The sequence below is a fragment of the Achromobacter sp. ESBL13 genome (assembly GCF_036668755.1).
GTDB lineage: Bacteria > Pseudomonadota > Gammaproteobacteria > Burkholderiales > Burkholderiaceae_B > Achromobacter.
In genome coordinates, this window is record NZ_JAZEVT010000007.1 from 332083 (window position 1) to 349655 (window position 17573).

13 protein-coding genes and 1 tRNA gene are annotated in these 17573 nt (G+C 66.5%); 9 read left to right on the forward strand and 5 right to left on the reverse strand.

Going from position 1 to position 17573, the window contains the following annotated elements; translation table 11 throughout:
* Positions 1-5: 5 nt before the first annotated feature.
* Both V6F88_RS24945 and V6F88_RS24950 read right to left on the reverse strand, forming a co-directional pair.
* Positions 6-2936: a type VI secretion system Vgr family protein gene (locus V6F88_RS24945; RefSeq protein ID WP_332612942.1), complete on the reverse strand. Its 2931-nt coding sequence runs from the start codon at positions 2934-2936 to the stop codon at positions 6-8.
* A 59-nt stretch (positions 2937-2995) separates the two neighbouring features.
* Positions 2996-3895 (reverse strand): hypothetical protein, encoded by a 900-nt coding sequence (locus V6F88_RS24950; RefSeq protein ID WP_332612944.1) that lies wholly within the window; start codon positions 3893-3895, stop codon positions 2996-2998.
* 226 nt (positions 3896-4121) lie between these two features.
* Between V6F88_RS24950 and V6F88_RS24955 the strand changes: the two genes are divergently transcribed.
* From V6F88_RS24955 to V6F88_RS24975, 5 genes are all read left to right on the forward strand, one after another.
* Entirely contained in the window at positions 4122-4973 is an 852-nt protein-coding gene (locus V6F88_RS24955) for a M15 family metallopeptidase (protein WP_442880390.1), read from the forward strand.
* Positions 4974-5042: 69 nt separating this feature from the next.
* Entirely contained in the window at positions 5043-6467 is a 1425-nt protein-coding gene (locus V6F88_RS24960; RefSeq protein ID WP_332612945.1) for a hypothetical protein, read from the forward strand.
* 119 nt (positions 6468-6586) lie between these two features.
* Positions 6587-10324 (forward strand): type VI secretion system membrane subunit TssM, encoded by a 3738-nt coding sequence (tssM, locus tag V6F88_RS24965; protein ID WP_332613046.1) that lies wholly within the window; start codon positions 6587-6589, stop codon positions 10322-10324.
* On the forward strand, positions 10321-11304 hold the full coding sequence (tagF, locus tag V6F88_RS24970) for a type VI secretion system-associated protein TagF (RefSeq protein ID WP_332612947.1): 984 nt from the start codon (positions 10321-10323) through the stop codon (positions 11302-11304). Before tssM ends, tagF begins: the two co-directional genes overlap by 4 nt.
* 3 nt (positions 11305-11307) lie before the next feature.
* Positions 11308-12102 (forward strand): OmpA family protein, encoded by a 795-nt coding sequence (locus V6F88_RS24975; protein ID WP_332612949.1) that lies wholly within the window; start codon positions 11308-11310, stop codon positions 12100-12102.
* Between the two features lie 90 nt (positions 12103-12192).
* Here V6F88_RS24975 and tssA read toward each other — a convergent pair whose 3' ends face one another.
* On the reverse strand, positions 12193-13320 hold the full coding sequence (gene tssA, locus V6F88_RS24980; RefSeq protein WP_332612951.1) for a type VI secretion system protein TssA: 1128 nt from the start codon (positions 13318-13320) through the stop codon (positions 12193-12195).
* A gap of 185 nt (positions 13321-13505) precedes the next feature.
* On the opposite strand from tssA, the gene V6F88_RS24985 reads away from it, so the two are divergent.
* Both V6F88_RS24985 and V6F88_RS24990 read left to right on the forward strand, forming a co-directional pair.
* Positions 13506-13760: a hypothetical protein gene (locus V6F88_RS24985; RefSeq protein WP_104143413.1), complete on the forward strand. Its 255-nt coding sequence runs from the start codon at positions 13506-13508 to the stop codon at positions 13758-13760.
* 16 nt (positions 13761-13776) lie between these two features.
* On the forward strand, positions 13777-14046 hold the full coding sequence (locus tag V6F88_RS24990; protein WP_046804224.1) for a PAAR domain-containing protein: 270 nt from the start codon (positions 13777-13779) through the stop codon (positions 14044-14046).
* A 99-nt stretch (positions 14047-14145) separates the two neighbouring features.
* Here V6F88_RS24990 and V6F88_RS24995 read toward each other — a convergent pair.
* Positions 14146-14221 (reverse strand) — tRNA-Lys (locus V6F88_RS24995).
* Positions 14222-14383: 162 nt separating this feature from the next.
* Entirely contained in the window at positions 14384-15130 is a 747-nt protein-coding gene (locus V6F88_RS25000) for an SDR family NAD(P)-dependent oxidoreductase (RefSeq protein ID WP_332612953.1), read from the reverse strand.
* A 114-nt stretch (positions 15131-15244) separates the two neighbouring features.
* Between V6F88_RS25000 and V6F88_RS25005 the strand changes: the two genes are divergently transcribed.
* Positions 15245-15889: a TetR/AcrR family transcriptional regulator gene (locus V6F88_RS25005; protein WP_332612954.1), complete on the forward strand. Its 645-nt coding sequence runs from the start codon at positions 15245-15247 to the stop codon at positions 15887-15889.
* Between the two features lie 11 nt (positions 15890-15900).
* Positions 15901-17496, forward strand: coding sequence for a sensor domain-containing diguanylate cyclase (locus V6F88_RS25010; RefSeq protein ID WP_332612956.1), 1596 nt, complete (start codon positions 15901-15903; stop codon positions 17494-17496).
* Positions 17497-17573 lie beyond the last annotated feature (77 nt).

Consider the following 17573-nt stretch of genomic DNA (forward strand, 5'->3'; position numbering starts at 1 on the left):
CGCCGTCACGCCTTTTCGGTAATGGATTGCACGCTGTCCTGGGCGTCCAGCACGCAGCTTTTGCATACCGTGAACTGCGGAAAGGGATACGGCATCTGGGTGGGGCCGGCGAACTGTTTGTTGCCGGTCTTGACGTCGATACGGCCCGGCGCGGTGACGGTGATGTTGCCGCCTTCGATGACGATGCTGGCGCCCGCCGCGTTGGCGATGCGGATGCGCTTGGGCGATGCGTATTCGATGCCGGCGTTGGCGCTGACCATGCGCAGGTCCTGCTGCGCCTGCACGGTCAGCACGTCGTGCTGCGACATCACGTCGACTTCGCCCGTGCCGGCAATCAGGTCCAGGCCGGATTCGGCGCCGCCCTTCTGCACGCCGGCCACGATGCCCAGCGCCTGGCCGGTATGCACGCGCAGCGAGCCGATGACGGCCAGGTTGTGGTCCAGCCCCGATGACCAGTGCACCAGTTCGCCGGCCGATATCTGCACGTTGCGTCCGGCCGCTTGCGTCAGCCCCGCGCGGCCCGCCATCAGCACCAGCGGGTCGGTCAGGTGCGGGACCTTGCCGTCGACCACTTCCGTGTGCTTGGCAGAGGCATCGCCCGCCGCGCCGCTGATCGCCTGGCCGTCCACGGTGCCGGAGACGGCGCGCGTCATCGCGGCCAGGGGCGCGCGTTCACCGTCCAGTCGGCTGGCGCCTGTTGACGTGGTGCCGCGTGCCGAAGCCAGGCGCACGCCCTGATGCGCGCCGATCACGCCGTCAAACGACTGCGCCATGATGTCGGCCTGCCCGGCCAGCGCCAGGGGCGCCGCCGCGTCGCCTGCCGGTTCGCCGCCGCCGGCCGCGTAGGTGGTCAGCAACACGCCCGCGCCGCCCCGCAGCGCGCCGAACGCATCGGTGCGCAATTCCGCGCCCACGCCGCGCACGTTGCCGCGATAGTTGCCTGCCTGGTGGATCAGATGGCCCAGGTTCAGTTCGCTGGCCGACTGGGTGGACTTGATCTGCATGCGCAGCTGGCCGTCGCTGTCGTCGAAGACGATCTGGTTGTAGCCGTCGCCGCCAAATTCCTTGCTCTTGAAGCCGCTTAACGCGGCCGCATTGCGATGCTGTTCGTCGCCCGCCGCCGCGCCGTGCCAGGCGGGAGCATTGCCGCTGGCCAGGTTGGCCTGCGCGCTGGGCTTGCCGTCGATGGCCGCCGCGTACACCTCGGTGTTCATGGGCTCGCCGGACTTGCCGCCTGGCGTAGCCGGTATGCCGCCCTCGCCGCGCCCGTTGTAAAGCGCACCGACGACCAGGGGCTGGTCGATGTCTTCGTCCAGAAAGCGCACCAGCACTTCCTGCCCGATACGCGGCACGAAGCTCATGCCCATGCCCGCGCCCGCCTGGCGCTGCGCCACGCGTGCCCAACGGCTTTTCGCCAGACCCTGGCCGTCGGCCTGCCAATGAAAGCGCACGCGCACGTCGCCCCGCGCGTTGCGGTGGATTTCGTCTTCGCCGCTGGCCTCGGTGGCCCCTTCGGCGTTGGTGACAATCGCCGTGTGCACGCCCACGGCCGACGGCGCGCCGGCCAATCGGGCACCGCGCGCGGCGGCCGGCAAGGCGCGCCAGGGGCGGTCGCAGCGCACAGCGCAAAAGCGGTTGGCGTAGCCCACTTCATGCGCCCGCGCCAACACGGCGGCGTCGGGCCGGCCGACGCCGATCAATGCGTCGTCAGTGGGGTAGGCAGAGTCGTCCTCGGCCGGGTCGTAGTGATAGGCACGCTGATCGTCTGCGTCGTTATTCAGCGCGGCGTCTTCGTCGTCAAAGCACAGGAAGTCGTCCAGCGCGCCCATCTGGCCGGACAAGTTGGCGTCGGCCTGACCCGGCAGGTTGTTGACGCCGACGTGTTCGATGCGGTCCAACGCGAACACGGGTTCGAAGCCGGCTTCGCCCTTGGGTCCCAACGGTGACATGTCTTGCAGCGTGAAGCGAGTGCCCGACCGGAATGTGCGCACGTTGCCACGCCCGACGAAGGTTTCGGCGCGCGCCTGCGCGGCCTGCATCAATAGCGTGGCCTGAAACTGCGCGTGCGCCTGGTTCAACAGGCCGCCATGGCCCAGGGGCTCGAACCATTCCAGCCCGGCGGCTTCGTCGTCGGACCCGCTGGCCGGCCCGGCCAGCGCCTGGCCCGTGATGGCGTGCTTGCCGCTGTCGTGCCAGCCAAGAACGGTGACGCGTTCCACCGCGCGCCGCTGCCTGCGCGCCAGGGCCTGCACACCGTCGCGCGTCTCGGTGGCATGCGCGCGTTGAAAGCGCACGCCGCCGCTCAAGGACTCTTCGTCTTCCGGCAACGTGCGGCTGTCAGCAAAGATCAAGACGGCATGGCGCGAGGGCGCGGCCGCGTCCTCGACGGTGGTCCAGCCCAAGCCGGATTCCGTCAGCAGGCGCGACAGAAAGGCGTAGTCGGTCTCGCGATATTGCGTGGTGTAAGGCCGCGTGGGCAGGTCGGCAAGGTGGCGCTCGACGTCGTCGGCAAGCTTGTAGGTGTAGCCCTCGTAGCTGTCCAGCAGATGCCGCACGATTTCCAGCACGGGCTGGTTTTCATAGATGCGGCTGGCGCGCCGCTGCGTGGCCAGCCATAGCCAGGGCGCCAGCGTGATGCGATAGCGCGCCTTGCCCGCGTTGCCACCCAGCATCTCGGCGGCACGCACGACGCCGCTGCGGCCAATCTCGCTGCCATCGGCGCGCGTGGCCCACAGCGTGGCGGGCCGCGACACCATGTCGTTAAGATCCAGCGAAGCGTCGTCGGCCAGCGCGACGATGCGCGCTTCGCTCAAATCCGACAGGCCTTCACGCGCCACCCAGCCTTCCACTTGCAGGGACGCGATCGCGCCCTCGCCATCCAGGCGATACAGCCGGGATGGGGCGCTGGCACCGCCGTTGCTTGCGTTCACAGCCATGGAGCAAAAACCTCGCGGGGGGACAGGGGCGATAAAAGCCGGAGTGGGGCGTTGCGCATTCAGGGTTCGACGTTGGCTTGCGGCGTCGGGCATTCAGCGGCCGTGCCCCATTGGCCGGCGCACACGCGCAGGCGGCATTGTTCGCCTTCAAAGAAACTGAGCTTGCGGCATTCCTTCAAGCGTTCGGACAACGGCGAGCCCGGCATCTCGCGCATGAAAATGCCATCGGATTTATAGACGCGCGCGCCGGGCGGAGACGCGGGCGGCAGGCCGTAATTCATCAGTGCGGACAACAGCGCCGCGTCAGTGTCGGACGGCTGTGCGGCCTTGCGCGGCGCGGCGGCGGGTTTGACGGCGCGCGGGGCATTGTTATGCGGGACCACGGCTTCGCGCGCGCGTTGTTCCGCCGCCTGGCGCGTGGGCCCGGGTGCGGTGGCGGCAGGGGCCGCGGTGGCCGGCGGCGTCATCGCCAGCACGGACAAAGGGTTGTTGGGTTCGCGCGATGGCTCGGGTTCGCCACGGCCCACATCCGCATCCCGCGCGGGCGGGGATTCATCGATGATGGCGGCTACCGCGGGCGGCTTGTCCGACGCGTCTTGCATCGCGTTGGCCTGCGGCGCGGGCGCGGCTGCGGACGGGTTTCCCGTCGCCGTTCCCGATGCTGTTGTGGACGCGGACCGATTCGGCTGCGAAGCATCAGCCGCCAATCCCGCCGCGCCGGGCGTCCGGGCCTGCATTGCGCCGGTCGGGTCTTCGTGAATGAACCACGTGATGCCACCGGCCAACAACGCCAACAGCAACGCCAGCGCAAGCCAGCGACGGGCGCGCGGGTCGCGCCGCGCGGCCAGGTGCTTGACCTCGGCTTCGGGCGCGCGCCCTTCCAGCGCCGCCAGTATTCGTGTGGACTCGGCCTCGCCTCGCGCGGCTGTGGAACCGCTGAGCAGACTCGGCGCGGTCATCGTAGGGCGAGCTTCTTTTTCGTCTTCTGCCATGCGGGTTCCCGTGTCAGCAGGAGGCGTGTGCAGCCCCCCTGTAACCAAGCCCGTCGAGAATACCCGAACACCTCATTTGGAACATCGATTCTTGTTACGATTTCTAAGGGTCCGACGCGGTTTGCAACGCCGGATCGCTTGCCTCCCGCACGAATAGAACAAAAGATGACGCCTTCCGCATGAGGGACTGATCTTGTTACTGCTACTGCCCCTGTATTTTTTGCTGGCGGTGGGCGTTTCCGCTCTCCTGTTTTTCCCTGCACTGCGCCAAGGCGCGGTGCGGGGTTTGCGCGCGTGCGCACAGGGCGTGGCACGCGGCGCAACGCGTGGCGCAAGCCAGGCGGGCGGTGCGGTGGGCGGCACTGCCGGGGCCCTGCACAGCGGGGTGAAAACGTCAGCGGGATGGGTTTCGCGGCATCGCTGGCAAGTGGCAATCGGCCTTGCAATTGTGTTGCTGCCGTCACTTTTCGCTTTCCTCATGCGACACAATCACACATTCATTTACAGCCCTCAAATGACCGGTCCGGACCGCCGGATTCAGGCCTTGCTGGAAGGCGAAAGGTTGGCCCCGCCGGCGCCCTTGCCGCCCGAAGCGTTCACCACGCGCGAGGTGGAACTGGTGCGCCCGAAGCTGGGTGGCGCAAGCCGCAATTGGGATCTGCTGGATGCGGATTTCCGCCAGCGTCTGCTGCTGGCATATCGCATCATGCGCGAGCAGCACGGCTACGAGATGGCGCTGATCGAGGGCTATCGCAGCCCGCAGCGGCAGGACGAACTGGCGGGCATGGGCACGCACGTGACCAACGCGGGCGCGTTCCAGAGCTATCACCAATTTGGCCTGGCCGCCGACAGCGCGTTCTATCGCGACGGCAAGATCGTCATTTCGGAAAAAGACCCATGGGCCATGCGCGGCTACGAGCTGTTCGGCCAGACCGCCGAGCTCGTCGGCCTGACCTGGGGCGGCCGCTGGAAGATGATGGACTTCGGTCACGTAGAGCTGCGTCGGCCCGGCGCCAAGCAGCGCGCGGGAGACGCGGCGAAATGAAGGCAACGCTCTGCAAGGCGCGCGCGGGCGCCCCGATAACAACAACACCATTTCTCTGACCGGGCGCACATGGCACGTTTGCTGAAAAAAGGCTTGCTGGTTCTGGCGCTGTTCGCGGTGGTGTGGCTGGCCGTCATCATCTGGTGGCAAGAGTCGCGCACGCTGCCGACCGGCGTGGACATCGGGCTGTATTTGTTTGCGCTGCCGCTGGCGCTGTTGGGCGCGCTGTGGCTGGGCGCGCGCATCGTGCGCGCGGCGCGTGCGCCCAAGCCGCAACCGGTGGCCTCTGCGCCGGCCGCCAAGGCGGCGCCGGCGGCTCGGGCCGAACTGCGCGTCGTTGCGTTCGCGGCGCGCGCGGGGGCCGGGCCGGATGCCGCATCGATTGCCGAGGCGCTGATCGAACAACAGCGCCCCGAGCTGGATCCCGAACTGAAAACCTTGCAGGGTTTCCCGGTCTTTGCAGCGCGCGTGCCGCCGTTGGACGACGTTGAGCTGTACGCCGCCGCACGCGAACGCGGCGCGCCCGCCGACGCGTTGGCCACGGCGGGCCTGCGTGCAACGGCCTTGCTGGTTGATGTCGCGTCCACGCTTACCAACGAAGCGCATCGTCGCGTCACCGAACTGGATGTGCCAGAGCGCGACGAAGACTGGCCGTTGTTGCGCTTTGACATCCTGCTGCCCGCGACCTGGTCGCAGCCCGCGCGCGAGCGCGCGCGCGCCGAAGTGCTGGCGGCAGCGGGCGTCTGGCCCGATAGCCGCGTCAGCGCCACGGAACATGCCGCGCACGACGTGATGGCCACCGAGACACTGCTGCGTGAATTGGCGTCACAGCCCGCCGGCACCAACGCCGCCCCGACGTGGCGCATTGTGCTGGCCGGTGACGGCTACATCGATCAGGATCAGGTGGCGCAATGGGACGCGGACGCCACGCTGCTGACGCACGCCAATCCGCAGGGCCGCGTGCCGGGCGAGGCGGCTGCCGGCTTGCTGCTGAGCTTGGTGGATGCCCGCGCGGGTGTGGCCGCCCCAGGGGCAGCCGCATCGAACGCCGCTGCGACGGCCCTTTCTTCCGCGTCCACCGACTTGCGCGTCGCCCTGTCCCCCTTGATCCAACGCCAGAAGCCCGCCGACGCCCGGGGCGCGTTGCCGGAGCCCGCGCTGGCCGAGCTGGCGCGCGACCTGTTGCAGCGCGCGGCCGTTGCGCCGGACAGCGTCGTGCATGTGGTCAGCGACGCCGATCATCGCGGCAGCCGCCCGTTGGAAGCCTTGGGCGTGACGTCGCAATTGTTTGAACACCTGGATGCCAGCAAGGACTGCCACGCGGTGGGCGTGGCCTGTGGCCATACCGGCGTGGCCGCCTCCTTGCTGAGCTTGGCCATCGCCGGTGAAGCCTGTATGCAGGCCGAACATCCGGTGCTGACCCTTACCCTGCAAGACCCCGCATTGCGCTGCGCGTCCCTGGTCTATCGACCGGCCGCCGGCACTACCGCCTGACTCGGAAAATAACAGCGAAAACCATGCGTAGCCCCTCAGGATTCCTATCTTCTCTTTCCAGTTCCCTTAGCGACCTACGCTACTGGGGCGCGCGCGTATTCGCCAACCCGCGCACCTTCATGGTGATCGGGTTGATCGCGCTGATCGTCTTCCTGTTTCTGTTCGCGGACACCATGCAGATCGGGCTGATATGGGCGGGCACCGCGCTGGGCGTATTGCTGTTGCTGTGGCTGTGCGTGCAGCTGTGGCGGCGGCGCCGTACGCGTCGCGCCAACCAGCAGCTGGGCGACATGCTCGAGCAACAGGTGCAGACAGGGGCCGTGTCCAGCCCCGCCGCCAACCGCAACGACATCGATGCCTTGCGCCAACGGCTGACGCAGGCAGTGCGCACGATCAAGACGTCCAAGATCGGCCAGACGTCGGGCAACGAAGCGCTGTACGAACTGCCCTGGTACATCGTCATCGGCAACCCGGCGGCGGGCAAGAGCAGCGCGGTGATCAATTCGGGCCTGCAATTCCCGTTTGCGGACAAGAACGGCGCGGCCGTGCGCGGCGTGGGCGGCACGCGCAACTGCGACTGGTTCTTCACCACCGAAGGCATCCTGCTGGACACGGCGGGCCGCTATTCGGTGCACGAAGAAGACCGCAACGAATGGATGAGCTTTCTGGACCTGCTCAAGCGCCATCGCCCGAAGGCGCCCATCAACGGCATCATCGTGGCGGCCAGCATCAGCGAGCTGACCGATTCAGGCCCGGAATTTGCCATCAACCTGGCCAAGAACCTGCGCCAGCGCGTGCAGGAACTGACCGACCGGCTGGAAGTGTTTGCGCCGGTGTATGTGATTTTCACGAAGGCGGATCTGATTGCCGGCTTCTCGGAATTTTTCGCGGACGCTGACCCGCGAGAGCGGGATCGCGTGTGGGGCGCCACGCTGCCGTATGGCGCGGACGAAAGCCGCGACGTGCTGACCCAATTCGACGAACGCTTCGACGAGCTGTATGAAGGCCTGAAGGAGATGGGCACGGCGCAGATTTCGCTGCGGCGCAGCGGCGCCCTGCCCCCGGGCCTGCTGACATTCCCGCCGGAATTCGCGGCGATCAAACCCGCGCTGCGCACGTTCCTGTCGACCTTGTTCGAGACCAATCCGTTCCAGTACAAGCCGGTGTTTCGCGGCTTTTACTTCACCAGCGCCTTGCAGGAAGGCGCCTCGCGCAGCACGTCCACGGAAAAGCTGGCCGAACGCTTCAGCCTGCGTCCGTCCACGCGTGGCGCGGCGCGCAACACGGCATCGCACAACGGCCTGTTCCTGCGCGATCTGTTTTCCAACGTGATCTTTGCCGACAAGAAGCTGGTGCGCCAACACGCCAGCCCCAACAAGATGCGCATGCGTTACCTGACCTTCTTCGGGCTGGTGCTGGCGCTGGGCCTGGTGCTGGGCGGCTGGAGCTGGTCGTACCTGGGCAACCGCCAGCTGGCCACCAACGTGCAGGCGGATCTGGACAAGGTGGTGCGCCTGCAAAGCGAACGCACCGATCTGCAAAGCCGTCTGGAAGCGATGGAGATCCTGCAAGACCGCATCGAACAGCTGGACCGCTATTCGTCCAGCCGCCCCCTGTCGTTGGGCCTGGGGCTGTACCAGGGCGACGTGTTGCGTGAACGCCTGCTGGCCGAGTATTACAACGGCCTGCGCCAGTTCATGCTGGTGCCGGTAAAGGCCAGCCTGGAAGAGTATCTGGGTCGCGTGGATACGTCGAAGGCCGCGGCATCCGGCGCGACGGCTACGCCGGTATCCGCCCAGGCGTCTGCTCAGGCACAGGGACAGCCGGCGCGCGCCAATGCCGGCGACACCTTGTTCCAGGACGCCTCGCCCACCAACGTGGACGACGCGTACAACGCGCTCAAGACGTACCTGATGATGGCCAACCGCGAGCACGTGGACCCCACCCACCTGTCGGATCAGATCACGCGCTTTTGGCGCGGCTGGCTGGAAACCAATCGCGGCGCCATGCCGCGCGACCAGTTGATCCGCAGCGCGGAGCGGCTGATTTCGTTTTACGTGGCGCGCGCCGCCGATGCCGATTGGCCGCAGATCGAGACCAATCTGGCGTTGGTGGAACGCACGCGCGGCAATCTGCGCAGCGTGATGCAGGGCATGCCGGCGCGCGAACGCGCCTATTCCACGCTGAAAGCGCGTGCCGCCACGCGCTTCCCGGCAATGACCGTGGCGCGCATCATGGGCGAAGCCGACGCCGCCGTGGTGGCGGGCAGCTACGCCGTGCCCGGCACCTTCACCCGCGAAGCGTGGGAGCAATACATCGAGCCCGCCATCGGCGAGGCCGCGCGGCGCGAAGTGCAGACCAGCGACTGGGTGCTGGGCGTGAACGCGCGCGACGATCTCACGCTGGAAGGCAGCCCGGAACAAATCCAGAAAAGCCTGGCCACGATGTACAAGACCGAGTACGCGCAGGAATGGCAGAAGATGCTGCGCGGGGTCACGATCAAGCCGTTCAACAGTTTTGAGCAAGCGGTGCACGGCATGAACCGCCTGGGCGATCCGCAGAATTCGCCGCTGGTCAAACTGATCAACACCACCTACGAGCAAACGTCGTGGGACAACCCGTCGTTGATCAACACCGGCATTTCGCAAGCGCAGACGGGTGTGGTGGCGTGGTTCAAGCGCGTGATCCTGCGCCAGGGCCAGCCCAAACCCGCGCAGGCGCAGACGGCGGCCAACGGCGAACAGATTCCGATGGGGCCGGTGGGACGCGAGTTCTCGGACGTGGCCCGGTTGGTGGTCACGCGCGACAACCAGTCGTTGATGGGCAACTACATGACGGCGCTGTCGAAGATCCGCACGCGCTTTAACCTGATCAACAACCAGGGCGACCCGGGCCCCGGCGCCTTGCTGCTGATGCGCCAGACCCTGGAAGGCAAGGACTCGGAGCTTGCCGATGCGCTGAAGCTGGTTGACGAGCAGATGCTGGCCGGCCTGACGCCCGCGCAACGCGAGACGCTGCGCCCGCTGCTGGTGCGCCCGCTGATCCAGGGCTATGCCGTGGCCATGCAACCGGCCCAGACCGAGCTGAACAAGGTGTGGAACGCGCAGGTCTATCAGCCCTTCAGCCAGGGCCTGGCCGACAAGTATCCGTTCTCGACCAAGGCCGGCATCGAGGCCAGCGGTGAAGAAATCGGCCAGGTGTTCGGCCCGCAAGGCAGCATCGCCAAGTACGTGAATGACACGCTGGGGCCGCTGACCGTGCGACGCGGCGACATTCTCACGGCGCGTACCTGGGGCGACATGGGCATCGATTTGCAGCCCTCGTTCACCGCCAACTTTGCACAGTGGGTGGCCCCGCTGGCGGGCGGGGCGGCAGGCTCGGGCGCCGCGTCGCAGCCGCAGACGCTGTTCCAGATCCAGCCCAAGCCGGCGGGCGGCGTCACGGAATACACCATCGAGATCGACGGCCAGCAGCTGCGCTATCGCAACACGCCGCCGCAGTGGGTCAACTTCGTGTGGCCCAATGCGCAGGGCGCGCCCGGCGCGCGCATCACGGCCACCGCGTTCGACGGCACCGTGGTCGAGGTCATCAACGAGCCGGGCCGCTTCGGCCTGGAACGCCTGATCTCCGGATCGCAACGCAAGGCCAATCCCGACGGCAGCTTCGACATGAGCTGGACCAAGTCGAACATCACCGTGCCGGTCAAGCTGCGCATCATCAGCAACGCGCAAGCCGCCAGCGCGGGCGGCACCGAACCTGGCAGCCAAGGGCTGCGCAACCTGCGCCTTCCCGCCACGGTGGTGGGCGCGTCCTCTCAACCCCCCGTCGCCCCGACGCCTGCCGGAGCGCAGCAATGAGCCATCCGCAGTCCCCCATGTTCCGTACGGCCTACTTCGGCAAAATCCCGTCTCGCGGTGATTTCGTGAAGAACACCTCGCACCCCCAGCTGATGGCGACGCTGGATGCGTGGGTGGCGAACACCATGGAGATCCTGGCGCAAGACCCGCACTGGAAGACGCTGTACGACGAGGCGCAGCCCGTGCCCTTCGCAGTGTTGGGTTCGCGCGGCAAGCTGGCCATTGCCGGCCACCTGCAACCCAGCCGCGACCAGTCCGGGCGGCGCTTTCCGTTCATCAGCGCGACGTCGGTTGAGGTTGCGCGTCCGCTGGATTTCATTGCGCGCAGCCCGCTGGCGTTCAGCCGCATGTGGAACCGCATGGGCGCGGCCGCCGCACAGTTGATGCAGGACGGCGACCCCGCCCCCGCGCTGCAAACGCTGAACGACCTGGAAGGCGAGATCCGCACGGCGGCCGACGACGGCTTCGATGCGTTCATCGACCTGCAAACGATCGAGCGCGTAGAGGCCATGCTGCGCAACAACGGCCACGCGGCCAGCATGCACGACATCGTGCTGGCGCTGGGCATCCTGCTTGCACCCGTGATGTCCAGCGGCTCGTCGCAGCTGGACACGGGGCTGGCGTTGCCGCTGCCGGACGACCCGCTCTACATCAACCTGGTGGCCACGTATTGGATGACGCTGATCGCGCCCTTTCTGACACGCGCCGACTTTGAAATCGCCATGTTCATCGGCAGGGTGGCGGGCAAGCATCGGCTGGTGGTGGGCTTTCGGGGCGCATCGCCGCAGACGCTGGCCAGCCTGTTGTCCACGCCGCAGACCTTGTCGCAGCACTACATCGTGCTGGAGGGCGCGCCGTGGGTGCGCGACCATGTCAGCGCCAGCCACGGGCTGGCCAAGCTGTCGAGCTATCTGGATCAACCGCGGCTTTCCTTGCGCCAGGCGCTGGAAACGTTCCGCGAAGTTTTCATCGGAGCCTAGCGCATGCGCACGCTTATTCTTGCCCTGGCCGCCACGCTGTCGTGCGCGGCCCATGCCCAGGATGCCGCAACGGTGGTGCCGGCCAACGTCATCCCCCAACCCGGCCAGGTGGTGGCCAGCGGCGCGGTGCCCGACGAGGCCACCAAGGCCGACGTGCTGGCGCGTTTGCAGAAGGTCTATGGCGTGGGCAACGTGATTGATCGCATCGACGTGGGCGGCGTGGTCGCGCCGGCGAACTGGTCGCAACACGTCAGCAAGCTGCTGGACACCCCGCTCAAGCAGATCAACCGGGGTCAGCTGGAGATCGACGGCACGCAGATCCGCTTGCGCGGCGAGGTGGACAACGAAGCGTCGCGGCAACAGATCGCCAGCACCTTCGCCACGTCGCTGAACCCCACCTACAAGATCGTCAATGGCCTGCGCGTATCGGCCGGCAAGGACGAACAGGATGTGCTGGACAACCTGCTGAGCAACCGCGTCGTGGAATTCGAAACGGGCAGCACGCGGCTGACGGCACGCGGCCGCGAGTTGCTGGACCGCGTGGCGGATGCGGTGCCCAAGCTGCGTGCCGACAAGATCCAGATCATCGGCCACACCGACAGTTCAGGCAGCCGCAGCACCAACCTGGCGCTGAGCCAGGCACGCGCGGATGCAGTGCGGGATTATCTGGTGGACAGGGGCTTGCCGGTGTCGCGCTTCGAGGCGATGGGCGCGGGCCCGGATCAACCGGTCGCGACCAACGCCACGGCCGAGGGGCGGGCCAAGAATCGCCGCATCGAATTCCGCGCGGCGCGATAAGGCTGGCGGTTGGCCCGAGGTCTGTTGCCTGAAGTCTGTTGCCTGAAGTCTGTTGCCTGACATCGGCGGGCAGACCTCGGCCGCCACACATCAGCCGTTCTCGCCGGCCTTCTTGATGCCCAGCAGCTCTTCGAGCCCCGACAGGGTCTCGTCGTTCTTGACCACCGTGCGCAGCCACAGGTGCAGCGACATCTCGCCCCAGCTGGCGGCCTTGTCGGCCAGGTAGGCGACCGGGCTGTGCGGTTCGGTGCGACGGAAGAAATCAGCCACTTCGCGCAGCTGCGCCAACGCCTGCTCGCGCGTCTGGATCGGTCCGCGCACGGCGGGCGTTGAGGGCAGGCCGACGGGCGCACCGGCGGCAGGGAAGGAATCGTCGGCGGGCAAGGTCGGCTCCACACGGGTGGGAACGGCGGGCGCCACGGGCGGCTGTGGCAAGGTCGGCGCCATATCGGCGCGCACCAGCAAACCGGCGTCGCGGGCAAAGCGGTGGACCAGTTCGGTCACGTTGCGCAGCGCCTCGCGCACCCTTGAAAACGCCGGGCTTTCGTCACCCAGGCGTTCGTCCAGCGTGCGTTCCAGCTGCGCCAACGCCTGCGCGCAACCTTCCAGCTGGCCGTCCAGTTCGGAATAGAACGACGGCGGCGTATCGCGCCGCGCCGCATCAAAGCGGTCTAGCGTCAGCTTGCCCCGGGTCAGCTCGTTGGCGTTGTCCGGCGTGCGTTTGACGGCGTTGGCCAACTGGCTGGCGGCCTCCCAGAGCACCGCGCCATAACGCGCGCCGTCCGCCTGCGTCAGCGGAATCTCGCCAATCAGTTGCTGCGACCGCGACAGCAGCCACGCCAGGTTGCCCACGCGTTGCTGCACGTCGCCATCCTCGGGCACGGGGTGCAGGCCATCCCAATAGTTCTGACACAGGCCGTCGATCAACAGATAGCCGTCGCGCAAGCCCGCAAAGCCGCGCGTCTTGGCCCACGCTTCCGCCAGCCACGACGCAATGCGTATGTCCTTGCTACGGTTGCGCAGCGCCTCGGAACAGATGCGCGCCACTTCCGGCCAGTCGGCCTCTTTCAGATCGATGATCCAGTCGCCTTGGTCCAGCTGCGGATCATCGTGCCGACGCGCTTCGCGTATGGCGTCGAATTCAGGCGAGAACACCAGGTCCACGCCGCAGGGCGCATCGCCGGGTATCGGAAGCAACAAGGCGTTGATGTCGGTCATAGTTTGGGGAAGCGGTAGCGGGGCTGGCGGCGTCAGAACCAAAGGCGAAGACAACGCTGCCAGCGGCGGGAATGGCGGAAATGATCCCACATTCGCTTACGCATAACGTTCAAAGATGACACGTCCTATTACAAGGCGCATCACGATGCATCGTTATGATTTCGGCTCCTACCCAAGGAGCGTCCATGACGACGAAATCCATCCGCATGTTGCCCGACGGGCACTTCATTGCCGGCACCCCGCGCCGAGCGCCCGACGGCACCTATGTCGGCGGCGAAGGCCCCATCACCCGCGCCCCTGACGGCACGTACGTGGCAGGCACCCCGCAACGCGCGCCGGACGGCAGCTACAAAGGCGGCGGCGGCCCCGTGCGCATGGCGCCCGACGGCACGTTCGTGGTCGGCCCTGCCCGGCGCGCGCCGGACGGCACGTATCTGTAAACAGATATCTCGCGCCATGTCCCAACGCCCCGTCATCCGCAAAGGCGACAAGACGTCGCACGGCGGCGTCGTCGTGACCGGCGATGAAACCGTCATCATCTTCGGCCAACCCATGGCCCGCGTCGGCGACCGCGTCACCTGCCCCAAATGTGGCGACACGCACACCATCGTCGAAGGCGTGCACAACGTCAGCTCCGACCGCATGACCGCGCTGGAAGGCATGCGCACGTCCTGCGGCGCGACGCTGATCGCGAGCCAGAGTTTTTATCAGTTGGAGTTTGGGTAAAGAAGCACTCGGCGCCCAAGCCGGAAAGCAAAAAGCCCACCGCATGCGGTGGGCTTTTTTGCCTGGTGCACCAAGTTTCCTGGGTACGACCAAAAATTTTGGTGGGCTGTGAGTGGCTCGAACACTCGACCTACGGATTAAGAGTCCGCTGCTCTACCAACTGAGCTAACAGCCCTGCAATGCACGCATTTCGATTCGTTTTCAACCGCGCGGCTATCTGTTGATGGCCTTGCTGCTGACTGCGTTTCGCTATGTGTGTAGTGCGAAGAAGCAAGATTATATGTAGGTTTTTTTGTTTGTGCAAGTCGGCTGCAAAAAAACTTTCACACCCGCTGCGTCAGGCTGCGTAGCCGCCGTCTACCGACAGGCTGGCGCCCGTGATGTATCGCCCTTCCGGGCCGGCCAGGAAGGCGACCATGCCCGCGATGTCGCGCGGTTCGCCATAGTGGGGCAGCGACAGCACGGCGACGAGGTCGGCTGCGTGGTCACCGCTCGCCGGGTTCATGTCGGTGTCGATCGGGCCGGGGTGCACGACGTTGACGGTGATGCCGCGTGCGCCCAGGTCGCGCGCCAAGCCTTGGCTGAGCCCGATCAGCGCGGTCTTGCTGGCCGCGTACAGCGCCACGCCGGGGCGGCCGGCGCGTTGGGCCAGGCAGCTGCCGATGTTGACGATGCGGCCGCCGTCCGGCATGGATGCCTGCGCGGTGCGGATGGCCACGAACGGAGCGCGCACGTTGATGTTCATCGTGCGTTCGTATTCCTCAAGGCTGGTGTCGCCGATGACGCCGGTAACGAAAATACCCGCGTTGTTGACCAGCACGTCCACCGGTCCAAGCAGCTTGATCGCTTCTTCCACGGCCTGCCTGACGGCCAGCGCATCTTCCGCATCGGCCTGGATGGCGCGCACGTGGCGCGCGCCGGTGGTCAGTTCCGTTGCCAGTGCCTTGGCTGCATCAGCCGAAGAAGGGCTGACGTAGGTGAAGGCGACGTGCGCGCCCTCGGCGGCCAGCCGGCGCACGATGGCCGCGCCGATGCCGCGACTGCCGCCTGTCACGAATGCGACCTTTCCGTTCAAGTTGCCCATGGTTCATCCTTATTTGTAGTGATCAATACAAATATCATCGCCCCGAAATATTTCTGCCGTCAACAAATTTTTTATCGATCAACACAGAATAGGCGTCGCGGGTAAAATCCCGCCATGGCAGAACGTGGGCGCCCCCGGAGCTTTGACCGGGCCCAGGCCTTGCAAAAGGCAATGGAGGTTTTCTGGTCGAAGGGATATGAAGCAGCATCGCTGTCCGAACTCACGGAAGCGATGGGCATCAACTCGCCCAGCCTTTATGGCGCGTTCGGCTCCAAGGAAGACCTGTTTCGTGAAGCCGTCGAGCTATACCGTGAGACCGCCGGCGGGGGATCGCGGCGCGCATTGCAAGACGGCGCAACAGCCCGTGAAGGCGTTCAGGCCATGCTGATGGTGGCCGCCGAACGCTTCACGGCGCCAGGCACGCCGCCCGGCTGCATGATCGTATTGGGCGCGCCGTCCGGCAGCGTCAACCACGCCAGCGTCGGCGAATTCCTGTGCGATAGCCGGCGTGACATGCAGGCCCGGATTCAGGCCCGCCTTGCCGCCGGCGTTGCCGACGGCGAGCTGCCTGCCGGCACCGACGTGAAAGGCTTGGCCGCGTTCTACACGACCGTGTTGCACGGCATGTCGATCCAGGCGCGCGACGGCGCCAGCCGCAAGACTTTGCAATCGGTGGCGCGGCAAGCGATGTGCGCCTGGGACGCCCTGACGGGCAGCCGGCCGCCTTCAGGCGTGCCTCCGGGCAACGCCCGTTCCTGACGGACACGACCATGTTCCGCATCGACCTTCGGCGCCTTATCCTTTGGATCTGCCTGCTGTCGGTCGTTTTGGTGCTGGCCGGCGGATTGCACGCCAGCTACCTGGTTCAGCGCGACCTGCTGCTGCACAACGCACTTGAGGTCAACCGCGTCTACGCGTCCAAGCTTGCCGTCACCACCGACCTTTTTCTGGCGGACGTGCGGCGTTACCTGGCGTATAGCGCCGACGTGCTGACCGACATGGAAGCGCGCCCCGGCTTGATGGTCGAAGAAACGCGGCGCCAGCAAGCGCAGATGGGGCAGTTCAATTCCACCGTGGTGGTCTCGCCGACCGGCAAGGTCATTGCGGCATCGTCGGCGTATCCGCAACTGCTGGGCCAGCAACTGACCAGCGAGCCGTCGCGCAATGCCATCCGCACGCAGCAGCCGAATATCAGCGAACCCTATCAGGCCAGCAACAACCGCTGGCTGATTCTGTATTCGCATCCGATTTTCTCGCGTGATTACCGTTACCTGGGGTACATCGCCGGCACGCTGTATCTGCACGAAGACAACGCGCTGGATCGCCTGCTGGACAAGCATTTCTATCGCGATGATTCGTTCGTGTACGTGATGGATCGCAACGGCACGCTGATCTATCACCCGGATCGCAGCCTGCTGGGCCACAAGGCGCCGGACATCGACGCATTGGCGGCGGCGCGGCGGGGTGAAACGGGCGAAATGCGGTTTACCGATCAGCAAGGCCGCGACATGCTTGCGGGTTACGCCCCCGTGCCCAGCACCGGCTGGAGCGTCATCGCGCAGCGTCCGGTGGCGGGCACCTTGCAGCCCCTGAGCGACCTGCTCATGGCCACCGCCCGCAATACCCTGCCCTTGCTGCTGTTGTCGATCATCACGATCTGGGTGTTGTCAGGCTGGATTGCCCGGCCGCTGGGCGAACTGGCGGGCATCGCCAAGCGCATGGAAGACCCGGATTCCGCTGACCGCATCCGCGACGTGCGGTCCTGGTATTTCGAGGCGGCGCAGCTCAAGCGCGCGCTCATCATCGGCTTGGCGTCGATCCATCACAAGATTCGCGATTTGCGCCGTGAAAGCACCACCGACACGTTGACGGGCCTGCTGAACCGGCGCGGCCTGGACGAGGCCATGGCGCTCTTGCAAGCGGGCGAATCGCCCGTGGCGCTGCTGGCCATCGACATCGACCACTTCAAGACCATCAATGACCGCTACGGCCACACGGCGGGCGACCGGGCCTTGCAGGCGTTGGCGGCCGTCATGGGCGAAGGCTCGCGGGTGGGTGACACCTTGGCGCGTGCGGGTGGCGAAGAATTCGTGGTGCTGATGCCGGGCGCCTCGCTACAGTCAGCGGCGGCCGCCGCCGAACGGCTGCGACAGCAGATCGCCTCGCGGCAGCCGCCGGATTCCATCGGGTCGCCGCTTACCGTATCGGTGGGCGTGGCGCGCTACCCCGAGCATGGCGCCACGCTGGAAGCCGTGTACCGGCGCGCGGACCAGGCGCTTTACCACGCGAAGAACAACGGCCGCAACGCCGTGTGCGTGGCGGATGACGCCGAACCGGAAGGTGCCCGGCGCGTGTCGCCGAAGTAGCGATGACGCAGGTGGCGGCACGGTGGCGGCGCGGCGGGGGTACGGCGGCGGCGCGGCGGCGGCGAGGCGGCGAGGCG